At 43.5% G+C, this 22,732-nt stretch carries 21 protein-coding genes; 6 read left to right on the forward strand and 15 right to left on the reverse strand.

The window, feature by feature from the left end; all coding sequences use genetic code 11:
- Positions 1-60 precede the first annotated feature (60 nt).
- From rsmA to IGJ01_RS11365, 3 genes are read right to left on the reverse strand one after another with little or no spacing between them, the layout of a single operon-like run.
- Positions 61-948, reverse strand: coding sequence for a 16S rRNA (adenine(1518)-N(6)/adenine(1519)-N(6))-dimethyltransferase RsmA (gene rsmA, locus IGJ01_RS11355; RefSeq protein WP_008378923.1), 888 nt, complete (start codon positions 946-948; stop codon positions 61-63).
- The gene (gene rnmV, locus IGJ01_RS11360) at positions 945-1,517 is read right to left on the reverse strand and encodes a ribonuclease M5 (protein WP_005234813.1); all 573 of its coding nucleotides are present in this window, start codon (positions 1,515-1,517) and stop codon (positions 945-947) included. Before rnmV ends, rsmA begins: the two co-directional genes overlap by 4 nt.
- Complete coding sequence (locus IGJ01_RS11365) at positions 1,510-2,280, reverse strand: TatD family hydrolase (protein ID WP_016613564.1); 771 nt, start codon at positions 2,278-2,280, stop codon at positions 1,510-1,512. The genes rnmV and IGJ01_RS11365 overlap by 8 nt, the downstream gene beginning before the upstream one ends.
- Before the next feature lie 185 nt (positions 2,281-2,465).
- Between IGJ01_RS11365 and IGJ01_RS11370 the strand changes: the two genes are divergently transcribed.
- The 3 genes from IGJ01_RS11370 to IGJ01_RS11380 all read left to right on the forward strand — a co-directional run bounded on the left by IGJ01_RS11370 (position 2,466) and on the right by IGJ01_RS11380 (position 4,524).
- Entirely contained in the window at positions 2,466-3,182 is a 717-nt protein-coding gene (locus IGJ01_RS11370; RefSeq protein WP_005234809.1) for a hypothetical protein, read from the forward strand.
- Positions 3,183-3,355: 173 nt separating this feature from the next.
- Positions 3,356-4,216, forward strand: coding sequence for a metallophosphoesterase (locus IGJ01_RS11375; protein WP_005234806.1), 861 nt, complete (start codon positions 3,356-3,358; stop codon positions 4,214-4,216).
- A gap of 134 nt (positions 4,217-4,350) precedes the next feature.
- Positions 4,351-4,524: a hypothetical protein gene (locus IGJ01_RS11380; RefSeq protein WP_010747796.1), complete on the forward strand. Its 174-nt coding sequence runs from the start codon at positions 4,351-4,353 to the stop codon at positions 4,522-4,524.
- A 28-nt stretch (positions 4,525-4,552) separates the two neighbouring features.
- Here the strand turns inward: IGJ01_RS11380 and IGJ01_RS11385 are convergent, their stop codons facing one another.
- Both IGJ01_RS11385 and IGJ01_RS11390 read right to left on the reverse strand, forming a co-directional pair.
- Positions 4,553-6,310, reverse strand: a complete 1,758-nt coding sequence (locus IGJ01_RS11385; RefSeq protein WP_430601091.1) for a metal ABC transporter permease subunit — start codon at positions 6,308-6,310, stop codon at positions 4,553-4,555.
- 1 nt (position 6,311) lies between these two features.
- Positions 6,312-7,034: a metal ABC transporter ATP-binding protein gene (locus tag IGJ01_RS11390; protein WP_008378931.1), complete on the reverse strand. Its 723-nt coding sequence runs from the start codon at positions 7,032-7,034 to the stop codon at positions 6,312-6,314.
- 311 nt (positions 7,035-7,345) lie between these two features.
- Here IGJ01_RS11390 and IGJ01_RS11395 point away from each other — a divergent pair, with 311 nt between their 5' ends.
- Together IGJ01_RS11395 and IGJ01_RS11400 are read left to right on the forward strand one after the other, a co-directional pair.
- Complete coding sequence (locus IGJ01_RS11395; RefSeq protein WP_194199511.1) at positions 7,346-7,735, forward strand: nuclear transport factor 2 family protein; 390 nt, start codon at positions 7,346-7,348, stop codon at positions 7,733-7,735.
- Between the two features lie 233 nt (positions 7,736-7,968).
- Positions 7,969-9,483, forward strand: coding sequence for a flavocytochrome c (locus IGJ01_RS11400; protein ID WP_008378933.1), 1,515 nt, complete (start codon positions 7,969-7,971; stop codon positions 9,481-9,483).
- Between the two features lie 91 nt (positions 9,484-9,574).
- Here the strand turns inward: IGJ01_RS11400 and IGJ01_RS11405 are convergent, their stop codons facing one another.
- From IGJ01_RS11405 to IGJ01_RS11420, 4 genes are all read right to left on the reverse strand, one after another.
- Positions 9,575-11,632: a beta-galactosidase gene (locus IGJ01_RS11405; protein ID WP_430601092.1), complete on the reverse strand. Its 2,058-nt coding sequence runs from the start codon at positions 11,630-11,632 to the stop codon at positions 9,575-9,577.
- A 9-nt stretch (positions 11,633-11,641) separates the two neighbouring features.
- Positions 11,642-12,496, reverse strand: a complete 855-nt coding sequence (locus tag IGJ01_RS11410) for a sugar ABC transporter permease (protein WP_008378938.1) — start codon at positions 12,494-12,496, stop codon at positions 11,642-11,644.
- Position 12,497: 1 nt separating this feature from the next.
- Positions 12,498-13,733, reverse strand: a complete 1,236-nt coding sequence (locus IGJ01_RS11415; RefSeq protein WP_016613570.1) for a carbohydrate ABC transporter permease — start codon at positions 13,731-13,733, stop codon at positions 12,498-12,500.
- A 139-nt stretch (positions 13,734-13,872) separates the two neighbouring features.
- Positions 13,873-15,144, reverse strand: a complete 1,272-nt coding sequence (locus tag IGJ01_RS11420) for an extracellular solute-binding protein (protein WP_430601093.1) — start codon at positions 15,142-15,144, stop codon at positions 13,873-13,875.
- Positions 15,145-15,398: 254 nt separating this feature from the next.
- Between IGJ01_RS11420 and IGJ01_RS11425 the strand changes: the two genes are divergently transcribed.
- On the forward strand, positions 15,399-16,397 hold the full coding sequence (locus IGJ01_RS11425) for a LacI family DNA-binding transcriptional regulator (RefSeq protein ID WP_008378943.1): 999 nt from the start codon (positions 15,399-15,401) through the stop codon (positions 16,395-16,397).
- An 81-nt stretch (positions 16,398-16,478) separates the two neighbouring features.
- Here IGJ01_RS11425 and IGJ01_RS11430 read toward each other — a convergent pair whose 3' ends face one another.
- The 6 genes from IGJ01_RS11430 to IGJ01_RS11455 form a co-directional block, all read right to left on the reverse strand.
- On the reverse strand, positions 16,479-17,000 hold the full coding sequence (locus IGJ01_RS11430) for a GNAT family N-acetyltransferase (RefSeq protein ID WP_430601094.1): 522 nt from the start codon (positions 16,998-17,000) through the stop codon (positions 16,479-16,481).
- A gap of 17 nt (positions 17,001-17,017) precedes the next feature.
- Positions 17,018-17,779 carry a YibE/F family protein gene (locus tag IGJ01_RS11435; RefSeq protein ID WP_086373168.1) on the reverse strand — a complete coding sequence of 254 codons (762 nt, stop codon included), beginning with the start codon at positions 17,777-17,779 and terminating at the stop codon, positions 17,018-17,020.
- Positions 17,776-18,807: a YibE/F family protein gene (locus IGJ01_RS11440; protein WP_074535020.1), complete on the reverse strand. Its 1,032-nt coding sequence runs from the start codon at positions 18,805-18,807 to the stop codon at positions 17,776-17,778. The genes IGJ01_RS11435 and IGJ01_RS11440 overlap by 4 nt, the downstream gene beginning before the upstream one ends.
- A 168-nt stretch (positions 18,808-18,975) precedes the next feature.
- Positions 18,976-19,935 (reverse strand): D-2-hydroxyacid dehydrogenase, encoded by a 960-nt coding sequence (locus IGJ01_RS11445; protein WP_086316390.1) that lies wholly within the window; start codon positions 19,933-19,935, stop codon positions 18,976-18,978.
- Positions 19,932-21,263, reverse strand: coding sequence for an APC family permease (locus tag IGJ01_RS11450; protein ID WP_086332566.1), 1,332 nt, complete (start codon positions 21,261-21,263; stop codon positions 19,932-19,934). Before IGJ01_RS11450 ends, IGJ01_RS11445 begins: the two co-directional genes overlap by 4 nt.
- 123 nt (positions 21,264-21,386) lie before the next feature.
- Positions 21,387-22,607, reverse strand: coding sequence for an MFS transporter (locus IGJ01_RS11455; RefSeq protein WP_430601095.1), 1,221 nt, complete (start codon positions 22,605-22,607; stop codon positions 21,387-21,389).
- Between the last annotated feature and the right edge of the window lie 125 nt (positions 22,608-22,732).

Genomic DNA, 22,732 nt, shown 5'->3' on the forward strand with positions numbered 1-22,732 from the left:
TTCCACAAGGTGTCAAGACACAAAAAACGAATGTTTATTCAACATCCGTTTTTATAGAAGTTATCCTTTGCGCGCTTGCATTTCATTGCTTAATTTGGCAAATTCCGCTAACGACAGCGTTTCTCCACGACGTTTCGGATCGATCCCACTTGCTTCTAAACTGTCTGCCAACCACTGTTTGGTTTCTTCATCTTTTCCATAGCTATTTTGCAAATTGTTCCAAAGGGTTTTACGACGCAACTGAAAGGCTGCTTTCGTTAATTTAAAGAACTCTTTTTCATCGGTGACTGCGACCGCTGGTTGTGGACGGCGCGTCAATTTCAAAATAGCCGAATCAACATTCGGTTGGGGTACAAAAACGGTTTTCGGGACGATGAATGCCAGTTTTGCTTCCATGTAGTATTGCACAGCGATCGACAACGAGCCATAGGCTTTGGTCCCGGGAACTGCTGAGATTCGATCAGCCACTTCTTTTTGCATCATCACGACCATTTCATCTACTGGTACCTGAGACTCTAAAAAGTGCATCATGATAGGCGTAGTAATATAATAAGGCAGATTTGCGACAACTTTTAATGAAGCAGCCGTATCGCTGAATTCTGACCGAATGGTCGTTGATAGGTCTGCTTGCAAGACATCTTGATGAATGATCTTTACGTTTGCGTAAGGCTGCATCGTATCAGCTAATACAGGGATCAACCGATCATCAATTTCAAACGCCAACACTTGCTTGGCATGTTTTGCCAACTGTTCGGTCAGCGCACCGATTCCAGGTCCAACCTCAATGACGTTTGTCGTTTCGTCGATGCCTGCTGTTTCTACGATTTTCCGTAAAATATTCGGTTCTGTTAAGAAGTTTTGTCCTAAACTTTTTTTAAAGGTAAAGCCATGTTTCGCTAAAATCTCTTTGGTTCTTGAGGGGGTTGCTATATCCCGTTCTTCCTTCACAATTCTTCCTCCACTGTTTTCATAGCTTCTGCCAACTCTGCATCGGTGATACGAAACATTGCCAGCCGCTTCTCTAATTGTTTGCCGTTCGTATAGCCGATGCGTAAAAGATCTCCTAGCCGCTCTCGTTTCTCTTTTGCTCCAGCGCCTGCGATCAAGCCATACGCTAATAACTGTTGGCGATCAATGGTTCCTTCACTGACTTCATTTGAAGCAATCGGGGTTACGACTTTTCGCAAGGCTTCTTTCAATGCTTCATGGCTGGCGTGTTCCACGCCCAAACTGCCTTTGCTTTTCGGTGCTGCCTGACTGCGCGGTAAAAAGGCATGCTTGGCATCCGGAACCACTTCCATAATGATTTTGCGGATCTTTTCTCCCGAAAAATCGGGATCGGTAAACACGATGACCCCTCGTGTCTCTTGGGCATGCTCGATTTGATCAAGGATCGTATCATCGATCGCTGAACCGATCGTTTCGATCGTATCTACTTCGAACACTTCTTGCAATCGACGGGTGTCGTCTTTGCCTTCGACGACAATGATTTCTTCGATTTTCGGTTTATCAGTCATTGATCCTAAACAAGCGGTGGGCATTTTTTGTCGTGTAGGCCGCAACATCAGCGACCGCTTCTTGCCGCAGCTCCGCGATTTTATCCACCACATAATGGGTATAGCCGGGTTCATTGCGTTTGCCGCGATAAGGAACAGGGGCTAAATACGGCGCGTCAGTCTCAACGAGTAGCCGATCTTGTGGTACGACTAGTGCAGCTTCTTGTACCTCCGTGGCCTTTTTGAAGGTCACGACACCACTAAAGGAAATGTACATTCCTAGATCCAAGAACTTTTTCGCCCATTCTCCGTCTCCACTAAAGCTGTGCATAATACCACCGATTGTTTGGACTTTTTCATCCTTTAAGATCGCATAGGTATCTTCTAAGGCTTCACGGGTATGAATACTGATGGGCAGCTGATGTTCACGAGCGATTGCCATTTGCCGACGAAAGACCTTTTCTTGAACTTCTTTCGGATCTTCCATCCAATGGTAGTCTAAACCGATTTCACCTAGGGCAACGACTTTTGGTCGTTCCAAGCGCTCTTGCAAATAGGTTTCTACGTGTGGGGTATAAGAACCAGCTTCGGTGGGATGCCAACCGATAATGCTGTAAATGCCAGGATATTCTTTGCTTAATGCTAACGATTTTTCAATCGTTGGCTGATCGAAACCGACGACCGCCATCTCCGTTACTCCTAGTTCATGCGCACGGGCGACGGTTTCGGGAATGTCTTCGTTAAACTGTTCTGCATTCAAATGTGTATGAGAATCAAAAATCATGAAATCTCCTCCTTAGTCCTTCTATACTCTAGCATATTTTGACGGTTTAAGAAACGAATCCTCTCCGCTTTTTTCAGCAGTTTAAGAAAACTTTCAGCAAGCAAAAAAAATCCGCCCAAAGTTGGAGGACGCCGAAGCTGATTTTCTCTATACTGAGGGTAACGAAATCGTATGGAGGTGGAAATATGGAACGATCAAAAATTGATCCCGGCCGCTTTTTTTCTGGCCAAAAAGCAGCAACGAAAGGCACGTTAAAAAATCAATATCACTACTATCGGCAGCAAAATGCCCATCAAGCATTCAATAGCGATTTTCAGCGAAATTTCCAGCAAGATTTCCCCAATTTTGCTACATGGCTAAAACTGCAGCAGCAGACGCCACAAAAGAATCAAACAGCGACTTTTTCTCACTGGTTATTGGTTGGTTTCTTCGGACTTTTGACGGCAGCAAGTTTTTCGCAACAGCTCTTATTCCTACTTTTTGTCTTTGTCATAGCTGCTCTCGTCAAAGGCCCAGGCATGATCTTATGGGGCATCGTTTATTCCTTCTTAGTTAGTCTGTTTCCTCCATTGGGTATCGTTCTTTCTGGCTTGTTTTTCTTACTGACCTTGCGTCAATTAACCAAAAATGTCACTTTCGTTTTGACTGCATTGTACTTTTACGGCTATCCGTTTGTCATCACAGCCCTCCAGCACTTCACGAATTGGGACCCGCAATGGCTGTGGGTCGGTAGTATCGGTTTTGCCTTGATCAGTGGCCATTTTGTCTTACAGCAAAACTATCCCTTTGCTTCAAGTAAAAGTCTCGCATGGGCGATCATCTCTGTCCCTTATGATTGTGTCATGGCTTTGATCCCTGTCAAACACAAGGCACGCTTCAAACGATTGGTGAAAATCAAATAATTGCGATCTAGGATACAAAAGATAGGCTGTTGCAGCTTCTTTTGTATCTTTTTTAATGGAAAAATCAAGCGAAATACGATGGATATTTTTTGTTATTTTTGCTTCCGTATGATTGCTTTTTTTGTAAGAATCTACTATGCTAGAAACTAGCAAATCAAAAAAGGAGCCACGCCATGTACACCCTCATTCTTATTGCATTCCTCCTTACGGGCTTGCTAGTTTACTCCTTTATTATTGAACCGCATCTTCTCAAACAACGGCATTATCTCATAAAAAAAGACAAGCGCACCGTCTTAGATATTTCAAAAGCTTATGACCTTTACCAAGCAGAAAGCAATATCGTGATTGCCCATATCAGTGATCTCCATTTTTCTCGTTGGTTTAAACCAAGACGAATGAATCGCATCATTCGATCAACGATCCAAAACAAGCCGGATCTGATCATCATCACGGGGGATCTGATCGATAATTATAAAAAATGGCCGCATCGTTCAACCAAGCGACTGATCGAAAAGCTGAAAAAATTGCAAGCGCCTCTGGGTAAGATCGCAGTTATGGGGAACCATGACCATTTGAATGACGGTCATTACTTTGTTAAGGAAATATACCAGCATGCAGGGTTTACCTTACTTGATAATGAGTCGGTTTTTGGTTCTGATGACAAGACGTCGATGAATATTGTCGGTATCGATATAGAAAGTCCGAAAGTCAGTTTTACCTATGAAGCAACCTTAGCAGAATGGCAGCTGCTTTTGCTCCATGAACCCGATTATGTTTCTCGGATCACCAATCTGCCAAACTACGACTTGATTCTTTCTGGCCATAGCCATGGCGGGCAGATTCGCTTGCCTTTTTATTATGCGAAAACAAAGGGGGCGTTGAAATATACCGATGGGCTCTACCTTTTAGGAAATGAGACCTTATTGAGTGTTTCCAGTGGGGTCGGTATGACCAAGATTCCCGCCCGACTCGGCGTCCCGCCAGAGATCCTTTATTACCATTTAGAACCGCAACAGCAATTGAACGTTTCTTAACTGTTCATCGTTGTAATTGGGAAAAAATCAGCAAATCGTTTCAGCAAACGTTCGATTCGCTGATTTTCTTTTTGCCCCTATCGTGTTAAAATATACCAAATAAATACTTTTAAACAATTAGGAGGAACCAAAAAATGCTCATCTCGGGAACGCTTTGGTTTTTGATCGCCTTCTTCGCTTATACAGCCTATGTATACGGTCAGGGGTTGTACTTTCCTGTCATCGCTTTTCTTGCTGCTTTGATGGGCTGCGGATTTTATCTCTTTGCTTTTCTCCAGCACAAAAATACGACGAAAAAACATCCTTAGCCAGAACGAGCTAAGGATGTTTTTTGCATTATTGATTCAAGCCCTGATAAATCGTATCGAGATTCCACTTCATCATGTTATAGTAGCTGTCGCCTTCTTCTCCCGGTTCTGCAATCGAATCGGTAAAGACGGTTCCGAATATCGGAATACCTGCATCACGAGAAACACTTTGCATCGGACGAGTATTGACGCTGCTTTCGACAAACAAGGAAGCGACGGCTGAGTTTTGCAGCTGATCCACTAAGTTCTTGATTTGCGCAGGGGTTCCTTCTTCTTCGGTATTGATTTCCCAGATATAGGCAGACGGTACACCGTAGGCTTTGGAGAAGTATTTGAAGGCTCCCTCACTGGTGACGATCAATTTCTTCTCTTCGGGAATCGATTGGAAGTTTTCCTTCGCTTGCTGATCCAGTTCTTCTAATGAAGCCAAGTAGTGTTCAAGGTTTTCTTCATAGAAAGAGCGATTGTCAGGGTCCTTTTCGCTCAAGCGTTGAGCAATGTTGCGGGCATAGATCATGCCGTTTTCTAGATTCAACCAGGCATGAGGATCGGCTTTGCTGTGGTCTTCGTCATCAGAAAGATAAAGCACATCCACGCCATCACTGACGGCAAAGTAATCTTCATTTTCTACCTTATTGGCATTGTTCATCAATTTGGTAAACCAGCCATTGCCGCCAGTTTCTAGATTCAAGCCGTTGTAAAGGATAAGATCGGCATCGGTCGCTTTTCGAACATCTTCCACTAAAGGTTCATACTCATGGGGATCACGCCCCACCGGTACGATACTGTGAAGATCGATTCGATCACCGGCAATGTTTTCCGTAATATCAGCAATGATCGAATTGGTCGCTACTACTGAAAGTTTCCCTTCTGTTTGGTCCATCTGTCCGTTTTGCTGTGCCAAAAAGAAGCCACCGGCTACAGCTGCCGTTGCTAAAACCGCTGTCGCTGACCAGCGCTTGACTGGACTGGTCTTTTGTTTTGGTGAGAACAAGAAACCGATCACGAAAAAGGCTCCTGCGGTCAAAACGATACTTGATCCTGCGGCAATATTAAAGCTGTACCCGATAAACAAGCCGATAAATGAGGCGAGACCACCTAAAACCCCTGCGATGATCATCATATGCTTCAATTGTTTTGTATATAAATAAGCCGTTGCTGCTGGAGTGACTAATAAAGCCACGATCAAGATCGTTCCGACGCTTTGCATCGCTGTCACTGAAACCAAAGTTAATAAGAACATCAATAAGTAGTGATAGGCTTGCACTTTCATCCCAAAAGCCTTTGCCATCATCGGATCAAAAGACGTGATCAACAGTGGACGGAAGAAAAGGATGATCACTGCCAGCACAAGGATAGCGATAGCGATCGTCAGCCATTTGTCGCTATCTTGTACCGCTAGCACATTCCCAAACAAAATGTGAAACAAATCAGTCGAACTGTTTGCTACCCCAATCAAGATAACCCCTAAAGCTAGAAACGAACTAAAGGTGATACCGATCGCCGTATCACTTTTGATCAGGCTGTTATTGGCGATATAGGTAATAATCATGGAAGCCAAGATCCCAAAGAAGATCGCCCCGACAAAAAAATGAACGCCGAAGATATAAGACAAGGCTACCCCTGGTAAGACCGCATGAGAGATTGCATCCCCCATCAAGGACATCCCTCGTAAGATAATAAAACAACCGATCACCCCTGCGACGATTCCGATCGCGACTGCCGTGATCAAGGCATTTTGCAAGAAATGATAGTTACTTAAACTGGTAAAAAAGCTTGTCAACATGTTAAACGCCTCCTTTCACGATGATCGCATCGCCAAATGTTTGCTTCAAATTGCTTTCGGTAAAGACTTCACTCACTGGGCCCGCAGCGATCAGGGTTTGATTGAGCAGAACCAAGTAATCAAAGTATTCGGTGATTTTCCCCAGATCATGGTGAACGATAAAAATCGTCTTGCCAGCATCTCGCAAGTTACGTAACAGCCCGACGATGATCGCTTCACTGGTGGCATCGATCCCTACAAAGGGCTCATCGAGGAAGATATAGTTAGCATCTTGCACCAACGTTCGAGCAATCAAGACCCGCTGAAACTGCCCACCGGACAATTCCCCAATCTGACGCTCCGCAAAGGATTCCATTTCTACCGCTGCCAGAGCGGCTGTCACTTTCTGCCAATCGTTGGCCGACATTCTTTGGAACATGCGCATCTTAGGATACAAGCCTAAAGATACGACTTCTTTGACTGTGATCGGAAACGTGTAGTCAACCGCAGTCTTTTGTTCGACATAGGCAATTTCCTTTTGAAAATCTTTTAACGTTTTTTTGTTGACACTCATGTTCCCACTGGAAGGGATCAACTTCAACGCCGCTTTGATCAGCGTCGACTTCCCTGCCCCATTTGGTCCGATGATCCCTACGATCGCCGGTTTCTCTACTTGAAACGACAAATCCGAGATCACTTGATGATCGCCATCATAGGCTGCGGATATTTCTGAAAAAGTAATCATTATTTTCACTCCATTTCCATAGTTAAGGATAGTTTATTTATTTTTTAGGTAGACCTAACTTATTTTTATTATACAAGAAAGGATTGGTTTTGCAAGACAGTTCTCTTGATTTTTTTAATGCATACAGTAATTTTGGGACAATGTTTGTTAGGAACCAAGTATTTATCCGTCTTTGATGCGTAAATAGTGGAACATTCTATCCCTCTGAAAAACAACTATTTTCAATCGATTGTAGTTCAAACATTAGATTTTTGTCTTTTTTTTCTTTTTCCAATTGATACAATAAAAGAAAAAAGATGGAGGAAAGAAAGATGTCGAAAAACCATTTTCTAAAACGATTTATTTACAGTGTAATTACTCAAGATGAAGCGCACTTAAAAACCTTTTTTCAGCCAGAGGCCAAAATCATATGGCCTTGTACCAGTGAAATAATGACGTTAACTGAGTATTTATCAGCAAACTGTCGCTATCCCGGAGACTGGTCTGGACAAATAATAAAAGGTACGTGGCAAAACGATCAACTGATCGCTGTTTCGAAAATCTGGTCACAGGAGACTGCTTATTACGTTACCTCCTTTTTTACTATAAAGGCTGGAAAAATTATTCGTTTAGAAGAATATTGGGCGGATATTTCCTCTCCACCACAATGGCGAATCGATCTTCTTAAGCATGAAACAAACAAAAACAAATCTGGCCATTGAAAGATCATCATGCGTATAAGCAAACAAATAAAACAGCCAAACGTTATTCCATTTATCTAAATTCACTAAATATTTTTACCGTTGATTGACCAATAAATACTATTTTTCCGACTAAAACGCTTTATAAATTAAACTTTTCTAATTATTATGTGATTTTTCGAACAAAACCTAAAAATAACATGACAACTATGTTAGTCTTTGATTTGGAAAAAGTTTTAGGAGGAATAAAAACAATGAAGAAAATTTTCCAAACACTATTAGTCCTAACCTCGTTAGCAACTTTGAGTGCTTGTGGCGCTGATTCACAAACAAGCAGCAGCACAAGTACTGGTTCATCTGCTAATGAAGAAACAGATGCAACTTCAGCTGCATCTGGTCAAGAATACACAGACCCTAGCGAACTTGCAGACAGCTACGATGTCGTGATTGTCGGTGCGGGTGGCGCTGGAATGGCCGCTGCGATCCAAGCAAAGGAAGCTGGCGCAAACCCAGTTATTTTAGAAAAAATGCCAATTTCTGGTGGGAATACATTGAAATCTTCTGCAGGAATGAACGCTTCAGAAACCAAATTCCAAGAAGCAGAAGGCATTGAAGATTCAAACGATCTATTCTATGAAGAAACATTAGCTGGCGGTCACAACACCAATGATGAAGAATTGTTGCGCTACTTTGTGGATCATTCAGCAGAAGCGATCGATTGGTTAGATTCCATGGGTATCACTTTAGACAACTTAACAACGACTGGCGGGATGAGTGAAAAAAGAACGCACCGTCCATCTGATGGTTCCGCGGTTGGGGAATACTTAGTTGATGGCTTGATGCGCAACATCCATGAATTGGAAATCCCAATTTTTGTAAATGCCGATGTCAAAGAAATCAATGAAGAAGATGGTCAAGTCAACGGGGTGACCGTTGAAGTAGAAGGAAACGAACAAACCATTGATGCCAAAGCAGTTGTCGTTACAACAGGCGGTTTCGGTGCCAATTTCGACATGATCACCGAGTACAAACCAGAATTGGCAGACTACGTGACAACGAACCAAGAGGGTTCGACTGGTGATGGAATCAAAATGATCGAAGCGTTAGGCGGACAAACGGTTGATTTAGAGCAAATCCAAATCCACCCAACAGTGGATCAGTCTAAATCACTGTTGATCACTGAAGCTGTCCGTGGAGAAGGCGCGATCTTGGTCAATCAAGAAGGCGAACGGTTCTTCAATGAAATGGAAACACGAGACAAAGTCTCTGAAGCGATTATTGCCCTACCTGAAAAATCGGCAACGTTAGTTTTTGATGCAGGTGTCAAAGAACGCGTAACAGCCATTGATTTTTACGAGCAACAAGGGTTAGTCAAATCCGCTGACACGATTGAAGAATTGGCAAAAGAATTGGACATGCCAGAAGCAGCGCTTGCTGAAACGATCGCTACCTGGAACAGCAGTGTAGCTGCTGGTGAAGACGAAGCCTTTGGACGCAGCACAGCAATGGACAACGATTTGTCAACAGGACCTTACTATGCCATTGCCATCGCTCCTGGTATCCACCACACGATGGGCGGCGTGAAGATCAACACCAACACAGAAGTGATCGCTACGGATAACGAGATCATTCCAGGTCTTTTTGCAGCCGGTGAAGTAACTGGTGGGTTGCATGGTGAAAACCGAATTGGCGGTAATGCCGTTGCCGATATCATCATCTTCGGACGCCAAGCAGGAACAAAAGCTGCCGAATTTGCGCAAGAAAATTAAAACACTCTCTATAAAAAAGAAGTACTTACGCTTTTCATCAGCGTTAGTACTTCTTTTTTCTCATATAATTGACACAATAGTTTTATTGATCTTATGCTGTCACTTTGATGATCTGCACCTCATAAGGCGCCAACTGAAGAAGTTGGTTTGTCGTTTTTCCTGTAAGCAAGTCGATTCCTGAAGTTGCTACCTCTACTTCTTGATTTTCTTCGGAAAAATTCATCACAAAATAATAGGTAGTCGGAGCGAGCTGCTCTTGCTGACTTTCTCTACTTTGAATCGACACGTTCGTTGAACCTTGGCGGACCCACTCATTTTGTAAGCGAAGCTGTTGTGTTACTTCTTGATAGAAGTCTTCCAAAAAGGCTTGATCCGTCCGTCCCCCGAGATAGTAGGCACTTCCTTCACCATAATCATTTACGGTCACTGCAGCTTGACCTTGATAAAAATCTGCACCGTACACCCCTAACGTTTGGGCGGTGTTTGTTTGGACAATACTACAATAATCATGAATTTGGTACTGCTGCTCCTTCATTAAAAGCAGATTTTTTTGTTTCGGATATAACGTATCGATTTCTTTCACAGACACACCAAACAGTTCTTCTAACTCTTGGGGCCAGCCCCCTAAATAGGTCAAGTCCGTTTCATTCACGATCCCCGTCAAATAAGTGGAAACCAGTGTCCCGCCATTTTTCGTATACTGTTGAAATTTTTTCATAGTTTCTTTTGGTAAGAGGTAAAGCATCGGAGCGATGATCAATTGGTAAGCATCAAAGTCATGGTCATTCGTGATGACATCAACCGCGATGTCATGATCCCAAAAATAGCGATAATGCTCTTGCAACGTTTGTGGGTAGCGTTTGCTCTCCAAACCAAAACCTTGCGCATCATTGAGCGCCCAATTGTTATCCCAATCATAGATGATCGCCACTTTGGCTTTTTTGTGCAATCCTTTGATTTCTTTGATTTCTTCTAAGGCTTTCCCCACTTCTGCTACATCTTGAAAAACACGATTTTGCTCGTCGTTGTCATGGTCCACGACGGCCCCATGGAACTTCTCAGACGAGCCTCGAGATTTCCGCCATTGGAAATAAAGATTACTGTCTGAACCGTGAGCAATAAATTGCATAGAAGACAAAAGATGCATCCCGGGACGTTTCGTGCGATTGACTGGATGCCAATTCACACCACTAGGGGTTGATTCCATGATCAAAAATGGTTGCTTTTTCAAGCTACGATATTGATCATTGATAAACCCAACCTTACTTGCCAAATCAGCTGTCGTTCCCCAATCATTATGCCAAGCAGGATAACAGTCCCAACTAATGACATCCACATGCTGGGCAAATTTTCCATAATCAAGACTATAAAAGGGAATCAAATCACGGGTATCTGCCATGAAATTCGTTGTGATCGGCACATCTGGAGACAAACGACGAATGTCTTTGATCTCATGTTCATAGAAATCAATAGTCTGATCGGTTACAAAACGATGCCAGTCTAGATTTAGTCCATGAACTTGCATTTCGCCGATCGGTGAAGGAGATTCGATTTGCGACCAATCGGTGATGGTATGGCTCCAGAACGGTCCCCACCAGGCCTCATTCAAGGCTGCTAGCGTTTGGTACTTCTGCTTGACCCACTGACGAAAGTTTTCTTGGCAAATAGGACAATGACAATCTCCAGAATACTCATTGGAAATATGCCACATCAATAGTGCTGGGTGATCGTGGTAGCGTTCAGCTAATTTCCGATTGATGATCGCCACTTTCTCACGATAGATTGGCGAAGAAAAGCAGTGATTGTGTCGCCCACCGTGTAACATTTTTTCCCGTTTTTCATTGGTCCGGAGAACTTCAGGGTATGCTTTAGACAACCAGGCAGGACGCGCGCCGCTTGGCGTCGCTAAAATGACGTTACTGTTTCGTTCGGCAAGCTCATCCATGATTTTGTCTAACCATTCAAATTGAAACACCCCTTCTGCTGGCTCTAAGGCACTCCAAGCAAAAATACCAAGGGAAAATGTATTAGCATGAGCTTTTTCCATTAGTTCTAAATCTTTGGCTAAGATCTCGGGATAATTTAGCCACTGGTCAGGATTATAATCCCCACCATGTAAAAAGCGTTCTTCTAAGTTATATCTTATCATCTTCTCTTCCTATCCTTTTGTGCCGCCAGCGGTCAAACCGGTGACAAAATGTTTTTGTAATGCAATAAAGACGAGCGCGATCGGAATACTGATCAAAATGGCCCCTGCCGCAAAAGTCGTATAGCTGGCACCCATTTTATCCGTGACTAATTTGTATAACCCGATGGGTAATGTATAGTACTCAGGATTACGTAAAATCACTGAAGACAGGGCAAAGTCTCCCAGTGGTCCGGTGAAACCATTCATGGCAACCACTGCCAGCATTGGTCGAGATAATGGAATCAAAATTTGCCAGAATATTCGCGTATTGCTTGCACCATCTATCTTGGCACTCTCGTCTAAATCTAACGGAATCGAGTCAAAATATCCTTTCAATAAGTACGTGTTCATGGGAATCTGACCCCCAACGTAAATCAAGATCAGCAACCAATGACTATTGATCAAGCCGAGCATTTGCGCCAGTACAAAAATTGCGATCAAGGCAGAGAACTGCGGGATCATTTGTAGTAGTAAGAACAGCATCAATCCATTTTTACGGCCTGTAAAACGAAACCGTGAAAAGGAATAAGCCGTCATGGAGACAAAGATCAGTGACAGGAACATAGTGCATACACTGATTTTCAATGAATTCAAATACCATTGACTATAATATAGCGAATTGTCGCCAGCAAACAATTTCGTGTAGTGACTTAATGTCGGACTCGTCGGAATCAGACTCGTACTTATTAAACTGTTCCCAGGATTAAAACTAGCACCGATCGTCCATAGTAAAGGGTAGACGATCACCACTACCGTAAAAATCAGTACGAGATACGTCAAGGATAGGCGGACAAATTTTTGTTTTTTCATACTTGCTGCCTTCATGTTATCCAACCTCCTTGAATGAATTTGTTCGGCGGAATTGCCATAAAGCAATCGCGATCACGACGATCGATAAGAGAATCGTCAATGCTGCTGCTAGTGCATATTGACTATTTTGCATCGTGAGCTTATAGATCCATGAAACCAAAATATCGGTACCACCAGCGGTCGAACCAGGAACTGCCGGTCCACCAGAATTAAACAGATAAATGATATTGAAATTGTTGAAATTAAACGTATATTGCGTAATCAAAATTGGTGCCATTGCATAAAGCAGTAATGGCAATGTGATTCGTCGGAATTTTTGCATAGCTGAAGCACCATCGATGGTCGCCGCCTCATACAAATCATCAGGAATGGATTGCAGCGTCCCTGTAGTCACGATAAAAATATACGGAAAGCCTAGCCAGCCTTGAATCAGTAACAAAGCTAAACGGGTCCAATTCGCACTCGTTAGCCAAGGAATCGGTGAAATCTGGAAGAAATTCAAAATCGTATTATTGATCGCACCAAAGGAATCATTGAACATTCCTGAAAATACCAAGATCGTAACAAATCCCGGAACTGCCCATGGGAGGATCAAAATCGTTCGAAAGAACTTTTTGAATCGTAGTTCTTTTTGATGCACCAGCACCGCTAAAAATATTCCGATAGAAACTTGTAGCGTTGAGGCGATCAAGGTCCAGATAACTGTCCAGCCTAGAACATTGAAGAAGGTACTACGCCAAATATCGACAGTAAAAATCTTCTTAAAGGTCTCTAATCCCACCCAATCTGCTAAATTGGCAGGTGCAGAATGATACAGATCATAGTTCGTAAAAGCTAACGCGATACTAAAGAGAATCGGAAAAATAACAGAAAACACGAGTAAGAAAAATGCTGGGCTACTCATTAAATAAGGATAGCCTTCTCTTAATAGTGCCTGGTAGCTTTCACGGATAGAGTTGACTGGTAGCTCATTGTCTCTTAATTCGCCGTTTTTATAGGCATCACGGATGTTTAAATAATAGAACAACAGACCAAAACCGATGACGATCAAGGCAACTAATCCTTCTGCTAATAAAAAGATGGAATTGTCTCTCGGCACTTCCACGCCTAATGTCACGATGCCCCAAAGTCCCATATTAAATAAATCTTTAAAGACGACAAGATACATAGCAAAAAAGAAGAAAAATAAAGCGCCTTTGATTTTTTGCCGATTATAAAATTGACCGAATCCTGGTATTATCGAGAATAGCATTGCTCGTTTTGCATACGACTGCGTGTTTTTCACATTTTCGCCCCCTGTAAGAAAAAGCCGCTGACAAACGTTTCGTTCGGCATTACTTGATTCCTAGTACTGAATCACCATCCGAAACGTTTGTCCTCGTAACGACTTTTTAGTTTTGAATTGCTGCAATGGCTGATTTGATCTGATCGACTGCCTGTGGTAGAGCTGTTTTCGGTTCAGCCTTTCCAGTAGCAATGGTCTGCAATGCGGCATCCATTGGTTCCCATACTGAATTCATTTCAGTGATCCCAGGCGTTAGTTCTGCGTATTGGGACTGAGCAGCAATGGCTGCAGCACTTTCGCTTTCTTGAACTGCTGGATCATCTGCCAATGAAGCAACCGCTGGTACTTCTTGCGTTTTTTCATAACGGACTTTTGAATTCTCCTCATTGCTGATAAATTTCACGAACGCTTCAGCTAATTCAGGGTTTTGGGAATAGCTACTTACGTTGTAGCTTTTGACACCGATAAAGGAGCCCATATGTTCACCATTGCCTAATAATGGCAATTCTTTCACACCATAGTCGATGCCCGCTTCTTTATAAGGAGTCAAGTTCCATGGACCAGAGACGACAGCTGCAGCTTTTCCTTCCGTAAATAAAGAGTCCAACACATTGATTCCTTGTTCACCGACCAATCCGGATGGAAAAACACCGGCATCATAAAACTGTTGGATATAGTCTGCCCCTTCGATCGCGCCTTCATTAGCTAATCCAATATCTTCAGGGTCATAGGATCCATCGGCTTTCTCGCCAAAAACATAACCACCATAACCGCTCAATACACCTTGTGCGTAATAAATTTGATCCCACAATGCCAGTAACCCATAACTGTCAGCACCTAAAACAGACTCGGAATACTCCAGCCACTCATCCGTTGTTTGTGGCAAGTCTTCTTCAGAAATTAGTTCTTTGTTATAATACAAAATTTGTGTTTCAACCGCTTTCGGTAAACCATAGACTTTGCCATCAACGATTTGCGATTGCATTGCTGATTCCGTATACAGATCTTGTAGCGTTTGATCGACTGTTAATTCTTTCAACAACCCTTCGGTAACTGCTGTACCGATTTGATCACCAGGAATTGTGATGACATCCGCACCTGTACCAGCGGGTCCATCCAATCGTAAATCTTCAATCTGTCCACCATAGGCTTTTTCGACCACTTTGATCGTCACATCGTGTTCTTCTTCAAATTGTTTGACTGCCTCTTCAATCCCAGCTGATTTTGCTTGGTCTTCCCAGACCAATAGATCATAGTCCTTATCGCTGCCACTATTTGCTGCAGTACTATCTGTCCCTTCACTTTGTGGACCGCAAGCACCTAATCCTAAAGCTGCTACACTTAAAAAAAGAACTCGAGACATTTTTTTCATCATCATTTCTCCACCTTTTCTTTATTTTGCAAACGCTATCTTCTTGTTTATAATAAATTATTTTACTTAATATGTAAATAGTTTTACTAAATTAATTTCTTTAACAGAGTAAACAAACGGGTTAAATCAAGGTTTTTCAAACAAACATTTTTTTGAAACACCTCCACGCTCTGAAATTTCACTATCAAGTAAATATATTTAGTAAATTCATTTACTTGGTAAAGTTGTTAGCGTATACTAGAAGAAAGAGGTGAAGAAGATTGGTTACAATAAAAAAAATTGCCGAGCAATCAGGCTTTTCACAAGCGACTGTTTCCCGATTATTGAAAGGCGACGAATCGTTGTCGATCGCAGCCGATACGCGTCAAAAAATTATTCATACCGCTTTATCACTAGGTTATGATCGCTCAAAAATAAAAACAACACTAGAAAAAATCGCCGTCCTTTTCTGGCTGACAGAACAAGAAGAGCTTCAAGATGTCTATTTTCGACAATTGCGAATCTCTTTAGAAAAATATGCGAAAATCAACAATTTGGAAATTCAACTGATCACCCATGAAGATGATGTTTTAGAAACATTGCAAGAGGTCGCGGGGTTTATTGGGATTGGCTCTTTCACTGAGAAAGAAACGCAGCAGTTCAAATCCGTTTGCCCCTATGGTGTCCTTTTGGAAATCAACCCCTGTCCAGAGCTGTTCGATACGGTCAAACCCGATACTGATCGAATGACGCAACTGGCGATCGATCTGTTTTTAACAAAAGGATACCGTAAGATCGGCTTTATTGGTGGCGCTTATCTAAACCCTGATACTCAACGTGCAGAAATGGATAGTCGCGAGATCATCTTCCGTCAAACGCTGGCTCGTCGAGATGCGTTCGATGAGGCGTTCCTGTTTACTGGTGGCAATTTTTCCGTTGAAACCGGCTATCGTTTGGCGAAAAAAATGGTGGAATCCCTTGGTGACAATTTGCCAGAGGCGCTCTTTGTGGCTTCTGACACCGTCGCAGTTGGTGTGCTCCAAGCGTTAAATGAACGATCTATCATCATTCCTGATCGCTTGGAATTAATCAGTATCAATGACAATGAGATCGCAAAATTTGTGGCTCCCCCACTAACAACGTTTAACATCGATGTGGAGGAAATCGCCAAAACCGCGATCGATTTGCTGGTGGATCAGATCGTTCATCCTCGAGCGATCACCAAAACAGTCCTTTTAGGGGCTGAACTCATCGAGCGAAAAAGCTTTACGCAAGCATAAAAAACGCCCCTAGAAAGTTAGAAAAAGCTAACTTTCTAAGGGCGTTTCATTGTCTAAATCGAAAAAGCATTCTTTCGTTTTTCACATCTCTTTCGCCACAGCATACACAAGATGCGGCATGTCCACTTGCCGATAGTGTTTGACAAAGCGATCCACCAGCTTCATTCCATTGCGCAATGCCACATTTATGGAGGCTTGATTGGTCTCACGAATGATCGAATAAACAATGGCGGCATTCAGCGTTGCAAACGCATAGTCTTTACAAGCCTGGGCGGCTTCTGTGGCAAACCCATGATGCCAGAAGTTCTTTTGAAACAAGTACCCAATTTCTAAAACGGCTTCTCCCTTGACGTCTTGCCATGTCAACCCGCATTGACCGATCGCTTGCCCGGATGCTTTCTCAATCACTAGCCACAAGCCAATGTGATCGTTTTGATAGCGTTGCAGCTGTTTGTCGATCCAACCAGTGACTTCTTGCTCACTGAAGGGTCCTTCATAGGCAATCATAACTTCTGGATCTTGCAAAATCTTTTCAATCGCTGGACGATCCTCATGACTCATTTCTCGCAGCACTAATCGCTTAGTTTCAATTAGTGGTTCCATGGTGGTTGCGCTCCTTCCTATTCCATTCGGTTTCTTTTCAAAAAATACCAACTTGCTGCCCATGCGGTGATGGGTAAAATAATCACCGCTGCCAGACCCGTGATCAAACAAACGATCAATTCTGAGACGAACGCCTTTGAATTGATCATTTCACCAAAGGAGATCGACAAATCTTGAAACCACGCAATCAACGCCAGATTACTTCCCATAAAGGCAAACAATAAGGTATTGATCGTCGAAGACAATACGTCTGATACCACTGTCATACTACTTTTACTTAATGCCTTGATTGAGACTTGCGGGTTTGCTTGAAAAAGTTCATAGGTCGCAGTGCTGATCGCCATACTCCCATCTGCCACCGCCCCCGAAAAACTCATCAAAATGATCGCAGTCATCAATGTCTTAAAATCGATGGCTACATCAAAGGAATACATCGCCAACTCATCGAGTTCCTCTGCCGAAAACCCATGAAGATTCATTGCAGAGAGCACAAGAGGAAATAATAGTAGAAAAAGCCCTAGAAAGACCAACACACAGACAAAGGCAATTTTGGTTTTCTGATTGACGCCGTTCACGAAAAACAAGGTGATCGCCGCCACGGCTAAAAAGGCAACACAAGCCGCTGGTAAAATCGGTGCCCCTCGGTCAATCAGGACCAGTAGCGCTAGAAAGACGGCCACATTCATAAACAGACCTGTGACTTGAAACAGCCCTTCGATCCGAAAAACGGCGAAAGTCAGCAAGAGAAAAAGCAAGATCAACACAAACAAAACAGTCATTTTGCTTTCCTCCTATGCACTTCAAAACAAAGGAGCGTCAACGGTACCGATAAAACCAACGCAAAGCCGCCGCATACTGTACGCACTATTTCTAAAGAAAGATGCATCGGCAATGCTTGCGAAAGCAGCCAGCCATTGGCTAGGTAAAACAATAGCGCTGGCATACTCCCACTTAAATAGGCAAACAACAAGACATTGATCATCGAAGAAGTCGTATCTTGCGCGATGGACCGACCGATCGCTAATCGTTCCTTGCGGCTCGTCTGGGGATTGATGCGTTGGATCTCATCTAAACTGGCAATCAGCATGACGATATTGTCCATGCTGGCACCGATTGCGCCAATCAGCAGACTTCCTAGATAGACACTGCGATACGGACGGGTCAGAAACGACATTTCCTCATAGCGCAACCCATGATCTTGCAAAAGATCCATGGCGAACCGACAGAGAAAAAACGCCAAGAGGACGCTGGCTAACGAGGCAATGATTTTGCGGCTGTCGATCGTACGAAAGCCATAGGAAATCCCCATCGTCAAAACCAACGAGACGATCGTAAAAACGATCATCAAAAAGACCAATGAAAAGGAGCTGTTGCCTTTGTGAAACCAAAGAAAAAGGAGCAGCAAGCCAGTATTCACAAAGATACTAAGCAAAGCCCGTAAGCCCTTTTTGCCACCAATTGCGACTACTGCCATCAGGAATAAGGCAAGGAAGAAAAAGAGATACCCATCCCGTTTTTGTGCTTGTACCTGCCAGCCATCCCCTTCTTTTTGCAAAAGCAGCTGTTGTCCGTTCTGATACAACGGATGAATCGCACCGTTGGGGGTGTATTGCGTAGTGACTGTCCGCAGTGCCCCAGCTTCTTCTCCGTTGCGAAGGATCCCTTGAATCTGCTGCTGGTCGGCGGTGACTTGAACCGTTTGTACTTCTATGATCGGCTGTGTATAAAAGCGACTGCTTTGGGTTTGGATCAGCCAGCTCAAGACCAGCAAGCTAACAAAGGCCGCTAGATAATAATACTTTTTCAAGACCGTCTCCTTTCTTTTTCAGCAAAAAAAGACTTAGACAAACCACCAGTCCTACGACCAATCACCTTGTGAGGCTGGCTGACTGGTCGAAATGGTTACTGTGTTGGCGAGACTAACTGCTTTGCTAGTCGCCTGCTTTGTCAAAGTCCTTTTAATTGCTCGTTTTGCTTACACGACATTTTGCGCTGTACCTGCTTTAAAGCCGCTTAAGTTCGCCACAGCGATCCCCATCAAACGACGTCGGGTTTCGACTGGCGCCCAAGCGATATGCGGCGTCAAATAGCAATTTGGTGCTTGCAACAAGGGATTGTCCGCTGCAATCGGTTCTTTCGAGACGACATCTGCCGCCAAGGCTGCGATCTGCCCGGTTTTCAGCGCTTCAGCAACTGCCGCTTCATCGATCAAGCCGCCACGGGCGGTATTGATCAGGATCGCAGAAGATTTCATTTGTGCCAATGCTGTGCGATCGATCATTTTTTCTGTCTCAGGAAACTGTGGAACATGAAGGCTAATGATATCTGCTTCTTGATACAGTTCCGCCAGCGAAACTTGTTTTGCCCAATCCGCTTGTGCTGGTTTTGGTCGATGATTAAAGTAGATTACTTTCAATTGAAACGCATGTGCGATCGTGGCAACTGCTTGAGCGATCGCACCATATCCAATCAGCCCAATCGTTTTGCCTGCCAATTCCATCAACGGTGTCTGCCAATAAGAAAAATCTTTGCTAGTTTGCCAGTCTCCCTGATGCACGGAACGATTATGGTGTCCCACTTGATTCGTCACTTCCAGCAGCAAAGCAAAGGTCGCTTGTGCCACTGCATTGGTACTGTAGCTAGGAATATTGGTCACGGTGATTCCTTGTTCTTTCGCTGCTGCCAAATCAACGACATTGTATCCAGTTGCTAATACCCCAATGTAGGTCAATTGCGGACATGCTTTGAGCACATCAGCGGTGATCGGCGTTTTATTTGTCAAAATCGCTTCGGCATCACCGATTCGCTCAATAATTTCTTGTTTATCTGTATATGAGGTACGATCATACACCGTCACCTCTCCTAATTCTTCAAACCCTTGCCAAGCCAAATCCCCTGGATTCAACGCATAGCCATCAAGTACAACGATCTTCATTCTTTCGCCCCTCTCGCTTTTCCTTTTGCTTTTCCATAAAAAACGGGAATTCCTAGTAACGTCACGCCGATTCCCACGACTGCTAACCACGTGTCAGTGATCAAGGTCATGATCAAGATAAAACAGCCGCCTAAAATCGCAATCAAGGGAATGATTGGATAGAAAGGAACTTTATACGGACGCTTCATCTGCGGTTCTGTTTTTCGCAAACGAAAAACTCCTACAAACAATAATACACTAAAGAACCACATAACAAAAACCAGCATATCGGTCAAGAGATCAAAGGTGCCTAAAAGCATCATGACACACGCGATCCCTAATTGTAAAAAGGCCGCCGCATAGGGTGCATTAGTGGTTTTACTTAAGGTCGCAAAGGTCTTGCTGAAAGGAATCTCATCTTCCAACGCCATCGCATATGGGACCCGCAAGCCAGTCATTGTATAGCCGTTCAATGCGCCATACACAGAGATCAAGATACCGATCGTGACCAATTTTCCGCCAAAACTGCCGAACAAGGCCATCGCAGTTTCTGAGGCACTGTTCAAATTACCAGCGATTTGATCGATCGGCAATGTTTTTAAAAAGGCAACATTGATCAACACATACACCAAGGTAACAAAACTCAACCCAAAGATGATGGCTTTTGGCAAATCTTTTTCGGGTCGCTTCATTTCTCCAGCGACATTGCCGACCCCCATCCAGCCATCATAAGCAAAAAGGGTTGCTAAGAGGGCACTACTGATACCAGCTGCAAGGGATCCTTGAGTATTGGAAGAAAAATCCACCAATGAGACCGATACTTGCCCTGGTGTCATCAGGCCAGCCACGATAATCACCGCAATCGGAATCAGCTTGACTGCTAAGGTGACGGACTGGACTTGAGCTGCAGCTTTTGTTCCCAAAAGATTAATCAAGGTCACACTCGTTCCGGTCAAAATCGATAAAGGAAGCAAATAATTGCTAGGTAGATGAAATAAGTTCAAACATTGTGTTGCGAAAATAATACTTAAAGCCGCCACGTTCGCTGGAAAGTAAATGATACTTTGTGCCCAGCCTAATAAAAAGGAGGGTAATTTCCCATAAATTCTTTCGATATATCGAATAGGTCCGCCGGTCTCAGGAATCGCCGTCGCTAACTCTGCCACGGTCAAGCCGCCGCAAATCGTTAGAAAGCCGGCAAGCAGCCAAACCAACAAGGTCAATCCAGTCGATTGGGTCTGCTGGACCACAGCCGCTGCTTTGAAAAACACGCCGGCGCCAATCACCGTTCCCATTACTGTCGATAATGCCCCAAAAAAACTGATTTCTTTTTTCAATTGACTTTTCACAACATCACTTCCTTTTTAAATGAATAAGTCAAAGTATAGCGGATAGAAACTATCTTGACTAGAGGAATTTCAGAAAACAAAAAGCAAATACCATGAAAAGACGGCATTTGCTCCAAAATTTTTTTATTCTTTTGTGGATTCTTGAAAAACCAGCAACGGAAGCTGTCGTTTTTTGTGCATTTGTTGAACCAAATAAATTCCTGCCAGCAAGATGATCGGGAAAATGATCGCACCTAAAATCCCAACCTGCAGCTGTTGTCCCGTCCATTCGACGATGCTACCGACGACAGCGGGTCCGATTGAACATCCTAGATCTCCCGCTAATGCCAAATAAGCAAATAGCGCCGTCCCGCCGTTGCGAATGTATTGCGCAGAAAGACTAAAGACCCCCGGCCACATGATCCCTACGGCAAAACCGCTTAAGCCGCAGCCAAGGAACCCGATCAATGGCAATGAAGCAAAGCCGATCATCATATACGCCAGTAGGCAAAGCAAAACACTCAAAAACATAAAGCGTTTCAAATCGATTCGTTCTCCAAATTTGCCGTAAAGCAAGCGGGAGATCCCCATCATCAAGGCAAAAACCATCGGTCCTGCCAAATCGCCTAGTGTCTTACTAACACCTAAGCCCTGTTCAGCAAAGGTCGATGCCCATTGGCTGACTGCTTGTTCGCTGGCTCCAGCACAGACCATCATCACCAGAAACAGCCAAAAGCTTTTCAAGGAAAAGAGCTGCCGAGTGGTCAACCCTCGTTCTCCTTCGGCAACGATTGGCGCCAACGGGACTTTGGTAAAGAAAAACAAATTGACCAACGGGATCAGCGCCCAGACGATCGCTAAAATCGGCCACTGTTGAATACCGAACACCATGAAGAACGCCGTTGAGAACAAAACGACCCCCACGTACCCCCAGCAATAAAACGAGTGCAGCATGCTCATCGTTTTTTCCTTATGTTCCGTTGGACAGGCTTCAACGATGGGACTGACTAAAACTTCCAGCAAGCCACCGCCAATGGCATACAACAAAACCGCTGATAATAATCCACTAAACGGGGTCGGAAACCATAAGGGAAAAATGGCTAAACCAATCAAGCCGATCGCTGCAAAAAAATGCGCCGCTACGATCGAAATACGATAGCCGATACGGTCTACAAAAAAGATTGCTGCAAAATCGACGGCTAACTGAGTCAAAAAGTTAAAACTGACCAACAAAGTTATCTGGCTGATTGGTAGCTGGTATTGGCTTTGAAAGGTCAAAAATAATAAGGGGGCAAAATTATTGATCACGGCTTGAACGATGTACCCTACAAAGCAAGCCGCAATCGTCGAACGATAACTTTTCATTTTCACTTCTCCTTTACTCGTCTTATCAGTATACCAAGTCCAATCAGTCGGGAACCATGGAGAAAACACTTTTTTTACCCAGAGAATCTTAAGGAAATCAGGATTCCTCTTTCTTCAGATGATTT

Source organism: Enterococcus sp. AZ089, assembly GCF_050547225.1.
GTDB lineage: Bacteria > Bacillota > Bacilli > Lactobacillales > Enterococcaceae > Enterococcus_D > Enterococcus_D entomosocium.